The 14845-nt window shown below is 68.6% G+C and carries 13 protein-coding genes; 7 read left to right on the top strand and 6 right to left on the bottom strand.

All coding sequences use genetic code 11. The features are described from left to right. Window positions 1-156: 156 nt before the first annotated feature. The 5 genes from NV1_RS08630 to NV1_RS08610 form a co-directional block, all read right to left on the bottom strand. Complete coding sequence (locus NV1_RS08630) at window positions 157-1470, bottom strand: lipase family protein (RefSeq protein WP_245713616.1); 1314 nt, start codon at window positions 1468-1470, stop codon at window positions 157-159. 65 nt (window positions 1471-1535) lie between these two features. Further along, window positions 1536-3122 (bottom strand): GMC oxidoreductase, encoded by a 1587-nt coding sequence (locus NV1_RS08625; protein WP_067887648.1) that lies wholly within the window; start codon window positions 3120-3122, stop codon window positions 1536-1538. A gap of 164 nt (window positions 3123-3286) precedes the next feature. Beyond that, window positions 3287-3841 carry a TetR/AcrR family transcriptional regulator gene (locus NV1_RS08620; RefSeq protein ID WP_067887646.1) on the bottom strand — a complete coding sequence of 185 codons (555 nt, stop codon included), beginning with the start codon at window positions 3839-3841 and terminating at the stop codon, window positions 3287-3289. 160 nt (window positions 3842-4001) lie between these two features. Further along, window positions 4002-4721: a TetR/AcrR family transcriptional regulator gene (locus NV1_RS08615; RefSeq protein ID WP_245713615.1), complete on the bottom strand. Its 720-nt coding sequence runs from the start codon at window positions 4719-4721 to the stop codon at window positions 4002-4004. A 193-nt stretch (window positions 4722-4914) separates the two neighbouring features. Then, window positions 4915-6447: an AMP-binding protein gene (locus NV1_RS08610; RefSeq protein WP_067888718.1), complete on the bottom strand. Its 1533-nt coding sequence runs from the start codon at window positions 6445-6447 to the stop codon at window positions 4915-4917. 158 nt (window positions 6448-6605) lie between these two features. On the opposite strand from NV1_RS08610, the gene NV1_RS08605 reads away from it, so the two are divergent. From NV1_RS08605 to NV1_RS08585, 5 genes are all read left to right on the top strand, one after another. Then, window positions 6606-7325 (top strand): enoyl-CoA hydratase/isomerase family protein, encoded by a 720-nt coding sequence (locus NV1_RS08605; RefSeq protein WP_067888715.1) that lies wholly within the window; start codon window positions 6606-6608, stop codon window positions 7323-7325. 52 nt (window positions 7326-7377) lie between these two features. After that, complete coding sequence (locus NV1_RS08600; RefSeq protein ID WP_067887644.1) at window positions 7378-7830, top strand: flavodoxin family protein; 453 nt, start codon at window positions 7378-7380, stop codon at window positions 7828-7830. 179 nt (window positions 7831-8009) lie between these two features. Then, on the top strand, window positions 8010-8687 hold the full coding sequence (locus NV1_RS08595) for a response regulator transcription factor (RefSeq protein ID WP_067887642.1): 678 nt from the start codon (window positions 8010-8012) through the stop codon (window positions 8685-8687). A gap of 83 nt (window positions 8688-8770) precedes the next feature. Beyond that, on the top strand, window positions 8771-10015 hold the full coding sequence (locus tag NV1_RS08590) for a sensor histidine kinase (RefSeq protein WP_174557418.1): 1245 nt from the start codon (window positions 8771-8773) through the stop codon (window positions 10013-10015). Then, window positions 10002-11048, top strand: coding sequence for a DUF8320 family protein (locus NV1_RS08585; protein ID WP_067888712.1), 1047 nt, complete (start codon window positions 10002-10004; stop codon window positions 11046-11048). Before NV1_RS08590 ends, NV1_RS08585 begins: the two co-directional genes overlap by 14 nt. 141 nt (window positions 11049-11189) lie before the next feature. Here NV1_RS08585 and NV1_RS08580 read toward each other — a convergent pair whose 3' ends face one another. Further along, a complete protein-coding gene (locus NV1_RS08580; protein ID WP_067887636.1) occupies window positions 11190-11642 on the bottom strand; it encodes a hypothetical protein in 453 nt (150 codons plus the stop codon). Between the two features lie 152 nt (window positions 11643-11794). On the opposite strand from NV1_RS08580, the gene dapA reads away from it, so the two are divergent. Both dapA and NV1_RS08570 read left to right on the top strand, forming a co-directional pair. Further along, the gene (dapA, locus tag NV1_RS08575) at window positions 11795-12703 is read left to right on the top strand and encodes a 4-hydroxy-tetrahydrodipicolinate synthase (RefSeq protein ID WP_067887625.1); all 909 of its coding nucleotides are present in this window, start codon (window positions 11795-11797) and stop codon (window positions 12701-12703) included. Beyond that, complete coding sequence (locus NV1_RS08570) at window positions 12700-14766, top strand: ribonuclease J (protein ID WP_174557417.1); 2067 nt, start codon at window positions 12700-12702, stop codon at window positions 14764-14766. The genes dapA and NV1_RS08570 overlap by 4 nt, the downstream gene beginning before the upstream one ends. Window positions 14767-14845 lie beyond the last annotated feature (79 nt).

Raw genomic sequence — 14845 nt, 5'->3', positions numbered from 1 at the left:
GAGGTATCGCGGTTCGGCAGAACCGGCAGCACTCGTGAGCGACCGGAGGGGCTCTTGCCCACGAGGTTGCCCGCTATGCCGGAAATGCTTGGAGGCCAGAGGTATTGGTCACGGCGTGACGAATACCTATGGCCTGAAAGAGGTTCGGCGAGCCGGTTAGTCGAATGCGCAGCCGGAGACCGGTTTTCCGGCCAAGCGGTCGACCAGGTAGCCGATGGCGTTGTTGGTGCCGTAGCCGTCGATCAGTTCGGGGCCGAAGTGGTTGGGCAGGACCGCGCCGGGGAGGACGGGCGGCAGGTCGTTGGTGCGGAAGGTGACCGTGGCCCCCTTCGCGCACCAGTCCGCGGCGAGCCGGCGGGCCTGGCCGTAGGGCACGGTGTCGTCGTTGCGGCCGCTGGTGATCAGCACCGGGGAGCTGGGGCGCAGGGTGCCGATGCGCTGGTCGTCCAGGACCCGCACGGCCGCGGGGATGGCGTTGAGGTTGTCCAGCATCGAGCGGTGGTCGACGGTGAGCGCACTGGTGTGCATGAACGGCTGCCGCACGATGACGTCGCCGATGCATTCGGTGGCCAGGGTGTCGAGCACCGCGCGTCCCTGCGGGGTGGCCGTGGTTTCCAGCGCGCTGCGCAGCTGCGGGTACCGCGCGACGAATCCGTTGATCGCGAAGCCGATCACCCCGCTGATCAGCGTCCCGTCGACCTGGCCGAGCACCTTGGCCAGATCCGCGGGCGGCGCGCCCGCCCAGGTGCCCTTCAGATTCAGCTCGGGCGCGTAGCTCGGCTGCAACTCCGCGGCCGCCGCGGTCGCCCCGCCGCCCTGGGAGTAACCCCAGAAGACCAGGGGAGTGCTCTCCGGAACGCCGCCGAGACGGTCCGCGGCCCGCGCGCCGTCCAGGACCGCGTGCGCCTCTTCGACCCGATTCACATAGGTGTGGATGCCAGGTGTGCCGAGGCCGATGTAATCGGTGACCAGAACGCGCGCACCCATCGAACTCCACGCCGCCGCGGCGATCGCCTCCTGATTGGGCGACATCGACAGCGGGTCGGTGCTGACGACGAATCCGGTGGAGAACGCGATCGAGGGCGCGCACTGGGTGCCCTGACCGACCGTGCCCGGCGCGATCACCACCGTCGGCCGCGGGCCGGACCGCTGCCACGGCCGCGTCGGCTCGATGTAGGTGCCGCTGACCGCGGCGGGCGTCCCGTCCTGGGTGCGTGAGGTGTACATCACGCGCTGTGCGGCCACCGGCCACTGCCCGCCGCCACCCGGCAGCGTCGCGAAGACCGGCATCGGCTCGGATTTGACGATCGCTCCCGCCTGGGCGGGCAGCTGGGCAGGCGGGGTGTAGAAGGCGCCGGACGGTGCGGCAGCGGCGGACCCGCAGGTTCCGGCGTAGGATCCGGCCGCCACGGCCACGGCGGCGACGGTGCACGCGGCGAACCGCCGTAGTCGCGAGTCGAGTTGTCGCACTGGATATTTCCCCTCTGTTGATGCCCCAAGCCGGGCGAGCGTGGATTCGGCTGGTCGCGGCGGACTCAGATGACGGTGCCCACGTCCCGCGGCACCAGGTGGTCCATGGCGCGTTCGGCGACGGCCGCGATGGTCATCGAGGGGTTGCACGCCCCGCAGTTGCCCGGGATCAGCGCGCCGTCGAGCACATAGAGTCCGCGCTGCCCGTGCACCCGGCCGTCGACGTCGCACACCGCGCCCATACTCGCCCCGCCGAGCGGATGCCAGGTCGAGGGGAACTCGAGGTTGGTATCGGTCAGGACGGCGTTCGGCCCGGCGATCTTGTGCGCCAGCGGCCCGATCCGGCCGTTCTGGATGGCCGTATCGCCCTCCAGCGGCCAGCGCAGCACGGCGTTGTCGTCGGCCGAGGTGTAGTCGAAGTGGCCGCGCGTCTTGCTCACGCCGTAGCCGACCATCATCGTGCTGTGCAGATCCATCCCCATCGGCGGGATGGACGCCTGGATGATCGTCGCCGCGGTGGCCGGATCACTCCAGTTCAGGCTGCCGAAGACGACCGGGCCGCCCTGCGGGTAGCCGAATGCCTCGTCGGGCTGGGCCCAGACGTAGATGCGGTCGGCATTGGTGCCCCAGTTGCCACCCAGCCCATCGGGCATATCCGGGATGTGGCCCTTGCCCGCGGTGCGCACGAGCAGCTTGGTGGTGTTGAGGCTGCCCGCGGCCATGATCAGCGCCGGGGTGATGAGGATCAGATTCTCCAGGACCTTGCCGGAGGTGTCGATCCGGTTCACCGAGACGCTCCAGCGGCCGTCCTTGGCCCGTTGGATATCGGTGACCTCGTGCAGTGTGCGGACCTCGACCTTGCCGGTGGCCTCGCCCGCGGCGATGTAGGTGACGTCGACCGAATGCTTACCGCCGTTGTTGACCCCCATCGCTCCCGCGCCATTGGTGTAGGAGGGGGTCATCTTGCCGCGCAACTCGTCCAGCGCGTAGTTCCAGTCGATCGGCATCGGGATCTTCGATACCGGCAGCCCGGCCTTGCGGGCGTGTTCGGCGAAGATCCGGGCGGCCTGGTAGTTCGGGCTGTCGATCAGCGCATCGGGTGCGGTCTGCAGTTGCAGCATGCGCGCCACGCGCGGATAGTGCACCCGGTTCATCGTCTGCCAGTCCATCTCCGCCGGGAACAGGGAGTTGAACACGGCCTCGGTCGGCTGGAGTGACATCCCTTGGTAGACAAGCGATCCGCCGCCGACACCGGCCGCGCACAGGGCGGTCATATTGTCCCCGGCCACCGCCTCGACCAGACCGGTGTAGGGCTCGAAGATCAACGGCGTGCCGAAGACGTTCGGGTTCGAGCGGTACCAGAGGATGCGCTTGTCCGGCTTGGTGGCCAGCGGGAATGTGGTCGAGTTCGGACCGGTCTGCCAGCGCCGGCCGCGCTCGAGCACCAGGACCGGAACCCCCGCCTGTGCCAATCGCAGTGACGCCACGCCACCGCCGAAGCCCGAGCCGATCACGATGACGCGATGTTCCTCGCGGGTGACCCGCACGCGTGCGGCCGGATTCCGTTGGGCGCGTGCGATTCCCGGGCTCGCCAGCGCGATCCCGGTGGCGGCGGTCGCGCCCAGGAAGGAACGACGCGAGAGTGCGGGCATGGATGACCTCCAGAACGCCGACGGACATCTCCGCACGTCGCGTGAGGCCGAACATCCCGACCGTCCGCCACACTGCGGAAGTTTGCCCGAATCGGCGTGTTCGGGCTCGCTAAAACTAGACAGTCCAGAGTAAAAGTGTCAAGAATTACTGTCGTGCTTGGAGATCAATGCTGTGTGAGCGACAACGCAGGCACCACCCAGCGCGTGATCAGTCGCCGCAGATCGTCGTCGGACTCGACGTCCGGATCGTCGAAGAGGACCACCGACAATCCCAGGCGGATCCCGATTTGGGCGATATCGTCGAACTGTGGCTCGATCGCCGGATCCAGCTTCGTCAGCGGACGGAGCAATTCGTGGGCAATGGGTTTCGCGCGGGAGATCATATCGGCGTCGAAGATCGGATTTCCGGGCTCGATGCGGATCAAGCGCGACAGGATCGGGTCGTCCCGGACCACCGCGCGCCCCACGACGAACAGTTCGACGATGTATTCGGCGGCCGTATCGATCTCGCCGAGCCGGTCGCGCAGTCCGCTCGTGGCGCGCAGCAGCAGATCCGCCATCGCCTCGGAGACCAGATCCTCGCGGGAGCCGAAATTGGAGTACACGGTCTGGCGGGTCACCCCGGCCGCGTGCGCGGCGGCGGCGATGTTCACACCGCCGAAGCCCTCGCTCGCGATCAGTTCGAGCGTGGCGTCCAGAATCTTCCTCCGCGACCGCATCTCACCAGTATCTGCGATCGTCGGCGGGGGCGTTGCTGAACGTTGCCGGGCGTGCCGCAGGCCCGAGTCGCTGTGTCCGGCGCCGGCCGGAGCCGAGCGATCGGGCATGGCAGCGACACGTTGAGAGCGATTTCTCGGCAACAGGCACACTGAACCGAAATCAGCCCGCGTCGGAGTGGCGCACGGTGTCGCGTTCGTCGGAGGAGGAACCCGAGGCCACCTCCATACCGCGGTTGAAGGCCGCGATGACGGTCGGATCCAGGCGGAACGGCTGGGCGGGATCCTGTGTGGCCGGCCGGTCGCGGGCGCGGCGGGCGGCCGGCTCGTTGTTCGCGGTCAACCGGCGCATCACCCGCTCCAGGATGGGCAGGATCTCGGTGATCTCCAACGTCTTGTCCGCGACCCGGCCCATCAGCGCATAGGACATATTGGCCAGGACCAGGCCGACATCCTCGATGTACTCCAGCTCCGCGCCGCCGAAGATCTGCCCGGCCACCGGCAGTACCGCGTCCAGGCCCTGGGTGTCCAGCCGCGTCCCGCCCGGACCCGAACGGGCGCGGTGGAAGGCCTCGAGCATCTTCGGGCTGCGTTCCCACGGCTGGAACACGCTGTGCAGCACGCGCATCAGGCCGTCGTGCAGCGTCTCCTCCGGTGCGGGCGGTGCGAGGTCCGGGTACGCGTGATCGGCCATCCACCGCTCGATCGCGGTGACGATCAGTTCGTCTCGGGTGTGGAACAGCTTGTAGACCGTCGCCAGCGAAACGCGGGCACGACGAGCCACCTCCCGCAGCTGCACCGCGTCGTAACCTTCGGTTTGCAGCAACGTGAGCACCACGTCGATGATCTGCTCCGACGCGTCGCGTCCAGGGGCCCGACTCACTCGATTACTGTAACACGGTTACCGCAGTAACATTGTTACTCGGCTTTCCCGGGCCGTGCTCGGCGGGGAAATCGGCGGAATTGCCGAACGTGCGCGGAGCGTTTGCGGCACAACGGCATTGACGCCCCGGTCGCGCTGCCGAACGGGACGACGATACGCGCCCGCCGATCGCGGGCGGCGGCGGGGTGTGGGATCAATCGCGAATCATGCTCTGCCGCACCTTGTATTTCTGGATCTTGCCGCTGGGGGTGCGCGGAAAATCCTCGACCACGTGGATCTCCTCTGGCCACTTCTGCTTGGCCAGGCCCACCTCGGCGAATTGCGCGCGCAGCTCCTCGAGCGACGGTGCGGGCGAGCCCGCGGCCAGGCGCACCACCGCCGCGACGTGCTCACCGAGGCGGGCATCGGGTGCGGCGACGGCGACGGCCTCGGCGATGTGCGGCATGCTCAGCAACACCTCCTCCACCTCGAGTGCGCTGATGTTCTCCCCGCCGCGGATGATCAGATCGGTGGTGCGGTCGGTGATGGTCAGGTAGCCGTCCGCGTCCAGGACGCCGATATCGCCGGTGTGGTACCAGCCCTGCGCGTCGAACGCCTTCTCGGTGAGGGCGTCGTCGGTGTAGCCGAGGCACAGATCCGGTCCGCGACTGAGGATTTCGCCGTCCTCGGTGAGCATGATCTCGACGCCGGGTTGCGGATCGCCATCGGTGTAGAGGCGCTTGTGGCGTGGGTCGGTGGCGTCCGATGCGGTGATCGAGGGATGTTCGGTACTGCCGTAGGAGCGGTAGACCGTCAGGCCCAGATCGGTGAGGCGTTCGGTGACCGAGGCCGGGACCGACGCGCCGCCCATGCCGGCGTACTTCATCCGCGCCAGGTGGGCCGGGCCGAAGGTGGGATGTTCGATGAGGCTGGTCAGGTAGTATGGCACCCCGCCGCCGATGGTGACGTCATAGGTGGTCATCAGGTTCAGGATCAGCTCCGGATTCCAGGTGTCCACCAGGTCGACCGAGATGCCGTCGCGGATCGGGATGAGGAATGCGTTGAGCATGCCGATGAAATGCCCGACCGGTGCGGCGGTGATCTGCGGGCCCAGATCGTCGGGGTAATGCTCGGCGAGCTGGCGGGTCTCGCAGCCGAGGGTCTGATGGCTGTGCACCACGCCTTTGGGCGCGCGGGTGGTTCCGGAGGTGAACGCGATCAGGGCGGGGCCGCTGGGGTCCACCGCGGTCACTCCCTCGAACGGCTCGGCCGCGAGCAGGTCCTCGAAGGTGCTCCCGACGATTCCGGTGACCGGCACCTGCTCGTACACCGCGGGGTCGTAGCTGATCGATCCGAAGTGGTCGGTGGTCACGAATGCCTTGGGTCGCACCGCGTCCAGGATGTACCGCACCTCGCGGGGGCCGTAGATGTGCACGATCGGGACCACCATCGCGCCGAGAAATGTTGTGGCCCAGAAGGTTGCGGCGGCCTCCATCCAATTGGGCAGTTGGAAGGCGACGGCGTCGCCCGGCCCCACGCCGCGCTCGCGCAGCCCCTGGGCCAGGCGGCGAGCGATCAGTTCGACCTCGCCGAATGTGCCGGTGTAGGGCCGGATCGCGGAGTGGACGCGCAATGTCGCGCCGGGTGCCGAGGCCAGGCCGCGCGCCAGCAGGTCGCCCAGGGTGTCGCGGGTCCACCACCCCTCGTCTTCATAGCGTTTGACCAGTTCGGTGGGGATCGTGCGCATGGTGGACTCCAAGTCCGGATGCGCGGGCGTGACGGCCACACCCGCGGGCTGCCGGGTGGTTGCAGGGATCATCGAAACGAGGGCAACGGGGGCTGTCCGTGGCGGATATACTATTCTCCGATTACAAGAATTCCAATATCTCGATTGGAGAACCGGCCGTGGTGGACCTCGAGTTGGACGACGGGCTGGCAGTGGTCACCATCGACCGCCCCCAAGCGCGCAACGCCATCGCGCCCGAGACGATGGATCAGCTCGACGAGGCGCTGGACGCCGCCAAGGGCGCTCGCGCTCTGGTGATCCGGGGCGCCGGGGACAAGGCGTTCGTCTCGGGCGGTGACCTCAAACAGCTCGCCGCGATTCGCACCCTCGACGGTGCGGCGGAGATGGCCTGGCGCATGCGCGGCATCTGCGATCGACTCGCGGAATTCCCGGCCCCGGTGATCGCCGCCCTCAACGGACACGCCTTCGGCGGCGGTGCGGAGGTGGCCGTCGCCGCGGATATCCGGATCGCCGCCGACGACATCCGGATCGGATTCAATCAGGTCGCCCTCGGCATCATGCCGGCCTGGGGCGGCGCGGAGCGCCTGGCCGCACTCGTCGGCCGCGGCCGCGCGCTCCTGCTCGCGGGTGCGGGCACGGTGCTCGACGCCGCCGAGGCCGAACGCCTCGGCCTGATCGATCGCGTACTCCCGCGCGAGTCCTTCGAGGAGGGCTGGCGTGCGGCGGCCCGCTCCCTGGCCAACGTCCCGGCCGGCCGCATCAAACACGTCCTGTCCGGAGTCACCCCCGCCGAGGCCGTGGATGCCTTTGCCCACCTGTGGATTTCGGATGAACACTGGGCCGCGGCGGACCGGGCGCTGAACAAGGTGAAGAAGTAGCGCGCCGGGTCACCTCACGCGTGCCCCGCACACCGCGAACTAGCCTGAACTCGTGCCTCGCTTGCTGATCATCCATCACACCCCGTCGCCGCACCTGCAGGCGATGTTCGAAGCCGTGGTCTCGGGTGCGACCGATCCGGAGATCGAGGGCGTGGAGGTCGTGCGCCGCGCCGCGCTGGAGGTCACCGCGCCGGATGCGCTGGCCGCCGACGGCTACCTGCTCGGCACCCCGGCCAACCTCGGATACGTCAGCGGTGCGCTCAAACACGCACTGGACACCATTTACTACCCGTGCCTGGACTCGACCAAGGGCCGTCCGTTCGGCCTCTACCTGCACGGCAACGAGGGCACCGAAGGGGCTGTGCGCGCGGTGGATTCGATCACGACAGGGCTGGGGTGGGTGAAGGCCGCCGAGTACGTCATCGCGTCGAACAAGCCCAGCAAGGGCGATATCGAGGCATGCTGGGAACTCGGCGCGACGGTTGCCGCTCAACTCATGGGGTAGTGAAGACCCCCGCCGCCCGGACGCTTTCGGCTTCCCCCTGAAATCAACGGCTCACGCCGGGGCTGCGGCCCCGGCATACTCGAACGCGATACGTTCCGAGATTCGGCCGGTGCGCGTGCCGGCCGGTGGGGCGAGGTGGTCGTTCCCGGCATACGGGACTGGGAAGAGGTGAGAACGCTGTGGAGTCGACATATCAGGGGGCGGTCCGGCCGCGACGGATCGGGCTGGTCGAGGATCACGAATCCGTGGCGCTCGGGCTGGCCAGCATGCTGGCTCCCGAGCCGGATCTGGACCTGATCATCACCGTCGGCACCGTGGCTGAATTACTCTCTGCTGCAACGGAATTGGATTTGGTAGTACTCGATCTGCGGCTTGCCGACGGATCGGCGCCGGAGGACAACGTGCGCACGCTGCGCGCGAGCGGGCACGAGGTGCTCGTCTTCACCGGCGCGGACAACCCGTTCCTGGTCCGCGCGGCCGCCCGAGCGGGGGTGCTCGGGGTGGTCCGCAAATCCGAGGATGTGCAGACGGTGGTGTCCGCGGTACGCGCGGCCGCATCGGGTGAACAGGTGGTCACCACCGATTGGGCCGCGGCCATCGACGGAGATCCGCAACTGCCCGACGTCGGGCTCAGTCCGCGTCAGCAGGAGGTGCTCACGCTGTACGCCTCGGGGGAGAAGGCCTCGCGGGTGGCGCGGATGACCGGTCTGTCCGAGCAGACCGTCAACGACTACCTCGGCCGGATCCGGCAGAAGTACGCCGACGCCGGGCGTCCCGCACCCACCAAGACGGATCTCTACAAGCGGGCGGTGGAGGACGGGTGGCTGCCGGTGCCCGAACGCAACCCACGGGCATGACCGTGTCCGCGGTGCGGGGCCTCCCGCGCGCGGGTTCCGGTGCGCGGGCGGCGGAAGGTATCCGCCGGACGGGGAGATATGTTGTGTCGCACCATGTCTCGCCGACCGCGTCGGAGAGGATCAGGCGGCGCCTGGGCCTGTCAATGGGGCTGGGCGGGGTGATCATGGGCCTGGTGACCGTGCCGGAGATCCTCGAGCAGGGCCGGGCGGCGCCGGGCTGGTGGAGTCCGGTCGCGGCGCTGCTCACCTTCGGCGGATTCCCGGTGCTGGCCGCGGTGTCGGTCCGGTCGCGTCCCGCGGTGATCCGCGCGGTGTCGGGCGTGACGGCGCTGAGTTTCCTTGTCGCACTGGCGATCACGCCGATCGTTGTGCGGCCGCACACGCTCGACGCGTCCTCGGTATGGCTGTATCGGATGCTGCCGCTGGGCATGCTCGCCGCCGCGTTGGCCTGGCGGCTGCTGTACTCGGTGACTTACCTGCTGGTCGGGTCGACCGCGGTGGCATTCGTCAACGTGTATCTGGTCGAGCAGTTCAGCGCGATGTCGGCCCTGAGCGGTCTGCTGCGAGCCTGCGGGCTTGCGACCCTATTTCTGTGGTGTGTGACCTGCGCCGAGGGCGCGGCCGCGCGGGTCGATCGGGAGTCCGCCGTTGCCGGTCGGCGCGCGGCCGCGACGGCCGCATCCACCGCCCGCGACCACGAACGCGCCCGGTTCGCCGCGCTCATCCACGACGCGGTGCTGTCCACGCTGCTGGATGCCTCCCGGGGCGCCGAGGACGCGCCCGCGGGCGCCCCCAAACCCTGTCCCGGCAGCTCACCCGGCGAGGTCTCGGTGCTGCGGCGGCAGGCGCAGTCGACGCTGGATCAGCTCGACGAGATCCGGGTCGACGTGCGCGAACCCGATGTGCTCGACGCGCGGTCGGCGGTGATCTTCCTGCGTTCGGCGGTGCACGAGATCAATCCCGGTATTCGTTTCGCCACTCGCACCTGGCCCGGATTCGACGATCTGCGCATGCCCGTCGCCGTCGCCGGGACGTTGGCCGCGGCGCTGGGCGAGGCGGTTCGCAACAGCCTGCGCCACGCCGCGATCCCCGGACAGCCGGTGCACCGCACGGTCACCTGCACCATCAGCGCGGGCAGTATCCGGCTCGTATTCAACGACGACGGCGCGGGTTTCGATGTGGCGCGGGTATCCGTGGACCGGCTGGGCATCTCGGTGAGCATTCTGGGACGGATGCGTCAACTGGCCGGTGGCGCTGGTTTCGTCGAATCGCAACCGGGCGAGGGCACCACCGTGACGCTGGTGTGGGGTGGCGATGGATCGGCGTGACGCGGGCGGCGCCGATTCGGATCCCCGATTCGTGCTACAGGATCTGCTGGGCCTGCGCGGCGGTATGGCGTGGCTGTTCGTACTGATCCTGGAACTGATCATCGTGCTGTACATGCTCGGCAATCTGCAGGCCGCGTCCGTGACGCAGACCCTGGTCGCGCTCGCGATCATGGCCGTGGCCGGGGCGCTGGTACTGCTGGTGCCGGTCGATCCGCTGCCGTGGCCCGCGACGGTGTTCGTCACCGCAGCGGGGCCCGTGGCGACCGCGCTGACGGCGGTTGATCTGGGATCCGCGCCCGCGCACCACGTCGTGTGGACGGCCTTCGCCTGCTCCTACGTCCTGGCCGCGCTGGTGGTGCGCGGCCGGATCGCGGCGGCGTGGGTGAGCGTGGCCGCCTCGGCGTCGGTCCTGGTGACCGCGGGCCTGCGGATCGACGTGCGGTTCGACGCGATCGTCTCGGCATCGATCGTCCCGATCGGCACGGTCGCGGCCGTTTCGGCGTTCGCGGTGATCATCCGGCCGACCCAGCGTTCGCTGCGGATGCTGCGCGAGGAGGCCACGATCCGCGCGGCGGCCGAGGCGACGATGGCCGCCGCGGACGGTGAGCGGATCCGCCAGCTGGCCCGGCTGGATCGGGTGGCCCGGCCGATTCTGGAGCGGATTGCCGACGGCGCCGTCCTGACCGCCGCCGAGCGCGAACAGTGCCGTTTGCTCGAGGCCGAACTGCGCGATGGTCTGCGCGCGCCGCAGTTGGTGACCGAGGAGCTCAGCGGCGCGGCCCGGGGTGCGCGGTCACGCGGGGTCGAGGTGGTACTTCTCGACGACGGAGGTTTCGAGGGGGTGCCGCAGTGGGTGCGTCAACGCGTGATCGATTCCGCCGTGAAGCAATTGGACGCCGCGAACTCGGGATCGGTGACGGTGCGGGTGCTGCCGCTGGGGCGGCGAGTGCTGGCCACCGTTTTGGCGCACGCCGCCGACGACGACCGGCGCACCGAGATCGATACCGACGGCAATGTCGCGGTGAGCACGTGAGTGAGCGCGCCGGTGATATTTCGCGGCAGGCGTGATCGATCCGCTCGGGCGAGGACAGTCGGTGCACCCGGGCGCCGCCCTGGCGTCACGGTGACGTCATATTGCTGACGCTCTGCGAAATGCATTGTGCCCGAATGTGTTTCATTCCTCTCGACGCCCCGGCCCGCCCCACCGCGTCTGATCGCGCAAGGCGTCCTGGACGGTGCTGGACAGCCACGAGTTCAACGACATGCCGTTCTGCTCGGCGGCCTGCTGCGCACGGGTCTTGATCTGGTCGACCATGCGCAGGGTGACGCGGCTGATGTCGCCGGTGATGTCCTCGAGGGTCGGCCCCTCCTCGTCGGGCGACGGCGCGTTCTTGCGAACGTCGACCGTCGCGTCCGTCCCGTTCAGCGAGACGTGCACGGTGCGATCGCCGAGCGCCTCGCTGACCTCGGCGGCCAGATCCGACAGCGCCGCCAGCAGGGTCAGCCGCGCGGCGTTCTCGGTCGCGGATGCCAGCGCCGCGGCAGTGGCCTGCGTCTTCTCGTCGCCGAGTGCGGCAGCGGCGACCAGGTCCTCGCGCAGCCGCGCGGTGTACTTATCGATATCCATGACGCCATTGTGACGTCATGGATGACATCATTCAAGGAAAATGCCGGTGACAAGCCCTCGGGCGCCGAAACAGCCGAAGCGAAGTGGCGGCCACGCCGGGAGAAAACATGCCGGAGCGAAGCGGGGGCAACAGACCCAGTAGCCTTTTGACCATGACGAACGGTGAATCGACGGGGACCGGGCTGCGCGCGTCCGGCACGGTCGGTGTCGCGATGGTGACTCCCTTTACTGCCGACGGCAAGCTCGATGTCGATGCCGGCGTCGCACTGGCCGACCATCTGGTCGATCGGGGGGTCGATCTGCTCGCCATCTCCGGGACCACCGGCGAGTCGCCGACCACCACCGATTCGGAGAAGTTCGATCTGTTGCGAGCGGTCGTCGACGGGATCGGTGGCCGCGCGACCGTCATCGCCGGAGCGGGCACCTACGACACCGCGCACAGCATCGAGCTGGCCCGCAACGCCCAGCGCGCGGGCGCACAGGGGTTGCTGGTGGTGACCCCGTACTACTCGCGCCCCACGCAGGAGGGCCTGATCGCGCACTTCACCGCGGTCGCCGACGCGACCGACCTGCCGGTGACGCTGTATGACATCCCGCCGCGCTCGGTGGTGCCGATCGCCTCCGAGACGATCCTGCGCCTGTCGGAGCATCCGCGGATCGTCGCGGTGAAGGACGCCAAGGGTGATCTGGCCGGTGGCGCGCAGCTGATCAGCGAGACCGATCTGGCCTACTACTCCGGCGACGACATCCTGAATCTGCCGTGGTTGTCGGTCGGCGCGGTGGGATTCATCAGCGTCATCGGGCATCTGGTGCCCGAGCGGCTGTGCCGGCTGCGCGACGCCTATCTCGCCGGTGACGTGGTGAAGGCGCGTGAGCTGCATGTGAGTATGTTGCCGCTGTGCCGGGCGATGGCCCGCGTGGGCGGTGTGTCGATGACCAAAGCGGCGTTGCGGCTGCTCGGGGTGGAGACCGGTGAGCCGCGCCTGCCCCAGCTGATGCCCGATTCCGAACAACTCGAAGCGGTCGCCGCGGATCTGCGGGCCGCGGGGGTGCTGAAATGAGTGAAGAGAATACGGGCGTGCCCGTGACCCGACGTCCCCGGCGGGCCGCGACCCGCTCGGCCGGTGCGCCCGCGCCCGCTCCGCCGCCGGAACCGATTGTGGCCGAGCCGGTTTCGCGGGAGCAGGTGTCGCAGGAATCGGTTTCGCAGGAGCCGCAGAAGAGGTCCGGGCGGGCCAAATCGGCCAAGGAAGAGGCCCGGGCCGGGAAGACCCGGGCACAGGACGCACGGCCGGAGAAGGCCGCTCGCGCCGGGAAGAGTGACTCCGGGCCGGAGCAGGCAAACCAGGACAGATCCGACCGCGGCGGTTCCGCGCGTCGGTCGGGTCGTGGTCGTCAGCCCTCGAAGCGGTCCGAAACCGCTGCGCCGCAACCGGCCTCGGTCGCGGGTCAGCCCGCGGGTCTGCCTCCGGCGTTGCCGCGCAACGGATTACGCGTCTTCGCACTCGGCGGTATCGGTGAAATCGGGCGCAATATGACCGTTTTCGAATTCGGCGGCAAACTGCTGATCGTCGACTGCGGTGTGCTGTTCCCGGAGGATCAGCAGCCCGGCGTGGACCTGATCCTGCCCGATTTCCGGCCGATCGAGGACCGGATGGACGATGTGGTCGCCGTCGTGCTGACGCACGGTCACGAGGATCACATCGGTGCGGTGCCGTTCCTGCTGCGCCAGCGCCGGGACATCCCGGTGATCGGTTCGAAGTTCACCCTCGCCCTGGTCGCGGCGAAATGCCGGGAGCACCGGCTGCAGCCGAGACTGATCGAGGTCACCGAGGGGGAGAAGACCACCCACGGTCCGTTCGAATGCGAATACTTCGCGGTCAACCACTCGATTCCGGACGCCATCGCCGTCGCCATCCGCACCCCGGCGGGCCTGGCGCTGCACACCGGGGACATCAAACTCGATCAGCTGCCCCTGGACGGCCGCCTGACCGACCTGGCCGGATTCTCCCGACTCGGTGACGAGGGGGTGGATCTGTTCCTGGTCGACTCCACCAATGCCGAGGTGCCCGGATTCGTCACGCCCGAGCGTGAGATCGGGCCTGTGCTGGACAATGTCATCGGCAAGGCCAAGGGACGGGTCATCGTCGCTTCCTTCGCCAGTCACGTGCACCGCATCCAGCAGGTCGTCGAGGTCGCTCAGCGCTACGACCGGAGGGTCTGCTTCGTCGGGCGATCCATGGTGCGCAATATGCAGATCGCGCAGGACCTGGGCTATCTGAGCATTCCCGACGGCGTGGTGGTGGATCTGGATCAGGCCGCCAACCTGCCGGTGCACAAGCTGGTGCTGATCTCCACCGGATCGCAGGGCGAGCCGCTCTCGGCGCTGTCCCGGATGGCGCGCGGGGATCATCGGCAGATCAACATTCGCGCCGACGATCTGGTCGTGCTGGCCTCCTCGCTCATCCCGGGCAACGAGAACGCCGTGTTCGGCGTGGTCAACGGCCTGGCCCGGCTCGGCGCGACCGTGGTTACCCAGCAGAGTGCCAAGGTGCACGTCTCCGGCCATGCCTCGGCCGGCGAGCTGCTGTACCTCTACAACGCGGTGCGGCCGACCAATGCGATGCCGGTGCACGGCGAATGGCGTCACCTGCGGGCCAACGGCGCACTGGCGGTGGCGACCGGCGTCCCGGTCGATCGGGTGATCCTGGCCGAGGACGGCGTGGTGGTCGATCTGGTCGACGGCATCGCCTCGATTGTGGGCCGGGTGCCGGTCGGGCAGGTCTACGTCGACGGCCTGTCGGTCGGCGATGTCGGCGAGTCGACCCTGTCCGATCGCCTGGTGCTGGGTGAGGGCGGTTTCATCTCGATCACCGTCGCCGTCGACGCGACGACCGGCAAGGCGATCAGCACCCCCGAGGTCAGCGGTCGCGGCTTCTCCGATGACCCCGACGCGCTGAGCGAGGCTCAGATCCTGGTCGAGGCCGAACTGGTGCGTCTGGCCGGTGAGAGCATCACCGACACCCACCGCATCGCCCAGAGCGTCCGCCGCGTGGTCGGCCGTTGGGTCGCCGACACCTACCGCCGTCGCCCGATGATCGTGCCGACGGTACTGGGTGTCTGAGCTGTATTTTCGGCCTCCGCTTCGCTCCGGCGGGTTTTCGGCGTTGTACGGTTCGTCGTTCAGCCCTCGAGACTCGGGC

This window comes from Nocardia vaccinii NBRC 15922 (genome assembly GCF_001613305.1).
GTDB classification, from domain to species: Bacteria; Actinomycetota; Actinomycetes; order Mycobacteriales; family Mycobacteriaceae; genus Nocardia; species Nocardia vaccinii.
The sequence above is the reverse complement of the archived record's forward strand: the minus strand, read 5'-3'. Positions and strand labels throughout refer to the sequence as shown.

Bases quoted from the DNA above. Each gene is read 5' to 3' on its own strand.
- NV1_RS08625 (WP_067887648.1), bottom strand. From the start codon at position 3,122: ATGCCCGCACTCTCGCGTCGTTCCTTCCTGGGCGCGACCGCCGCCACC.
- NV1_RS08620 (WP_067887646.1), bottom strand. From the start codon at position 3,841: ATGCGGTCGCGGAGGAAGATTCTGGACGCCACGCTCGAACTGATCGCG.
- NV1_RS08610 (WP_067888718.1), bottom strand. From the start codon at position 6,447: ATGCGCACGATCCCCACCGAACTGGTCAAACGCTATGAAGACGAGGGG.
- NV1_RS08585 (WP_067888712.1), top strand. From the start codon at position 10,002: ATGGATCGGCGTGACGCGGGCGGCGCCGATTCGGATCCCCGATTCGTG.
- NV1_RS08580 (WP_067887636.1), bottom strand. From the start codon at position 11,642: ATGGATATCGATAAGTACACCGCGCGGCTGCGCGAGGACCTGGTCGCC.
- dapA (WP_067887625.1), top strand. From the start codon at position 11,795: ATGACGAACGGTGAATCGACGGGGACCGGGCTGCGCGCGTCCGGCACG.
- NV1_RS08570 (WP_174557417.1), top strand. From the start codon at position 12,700: ATGAGTGAAGAGAATACGGGCGTGCCCGTGACCCGACGTCCCCGGCGG.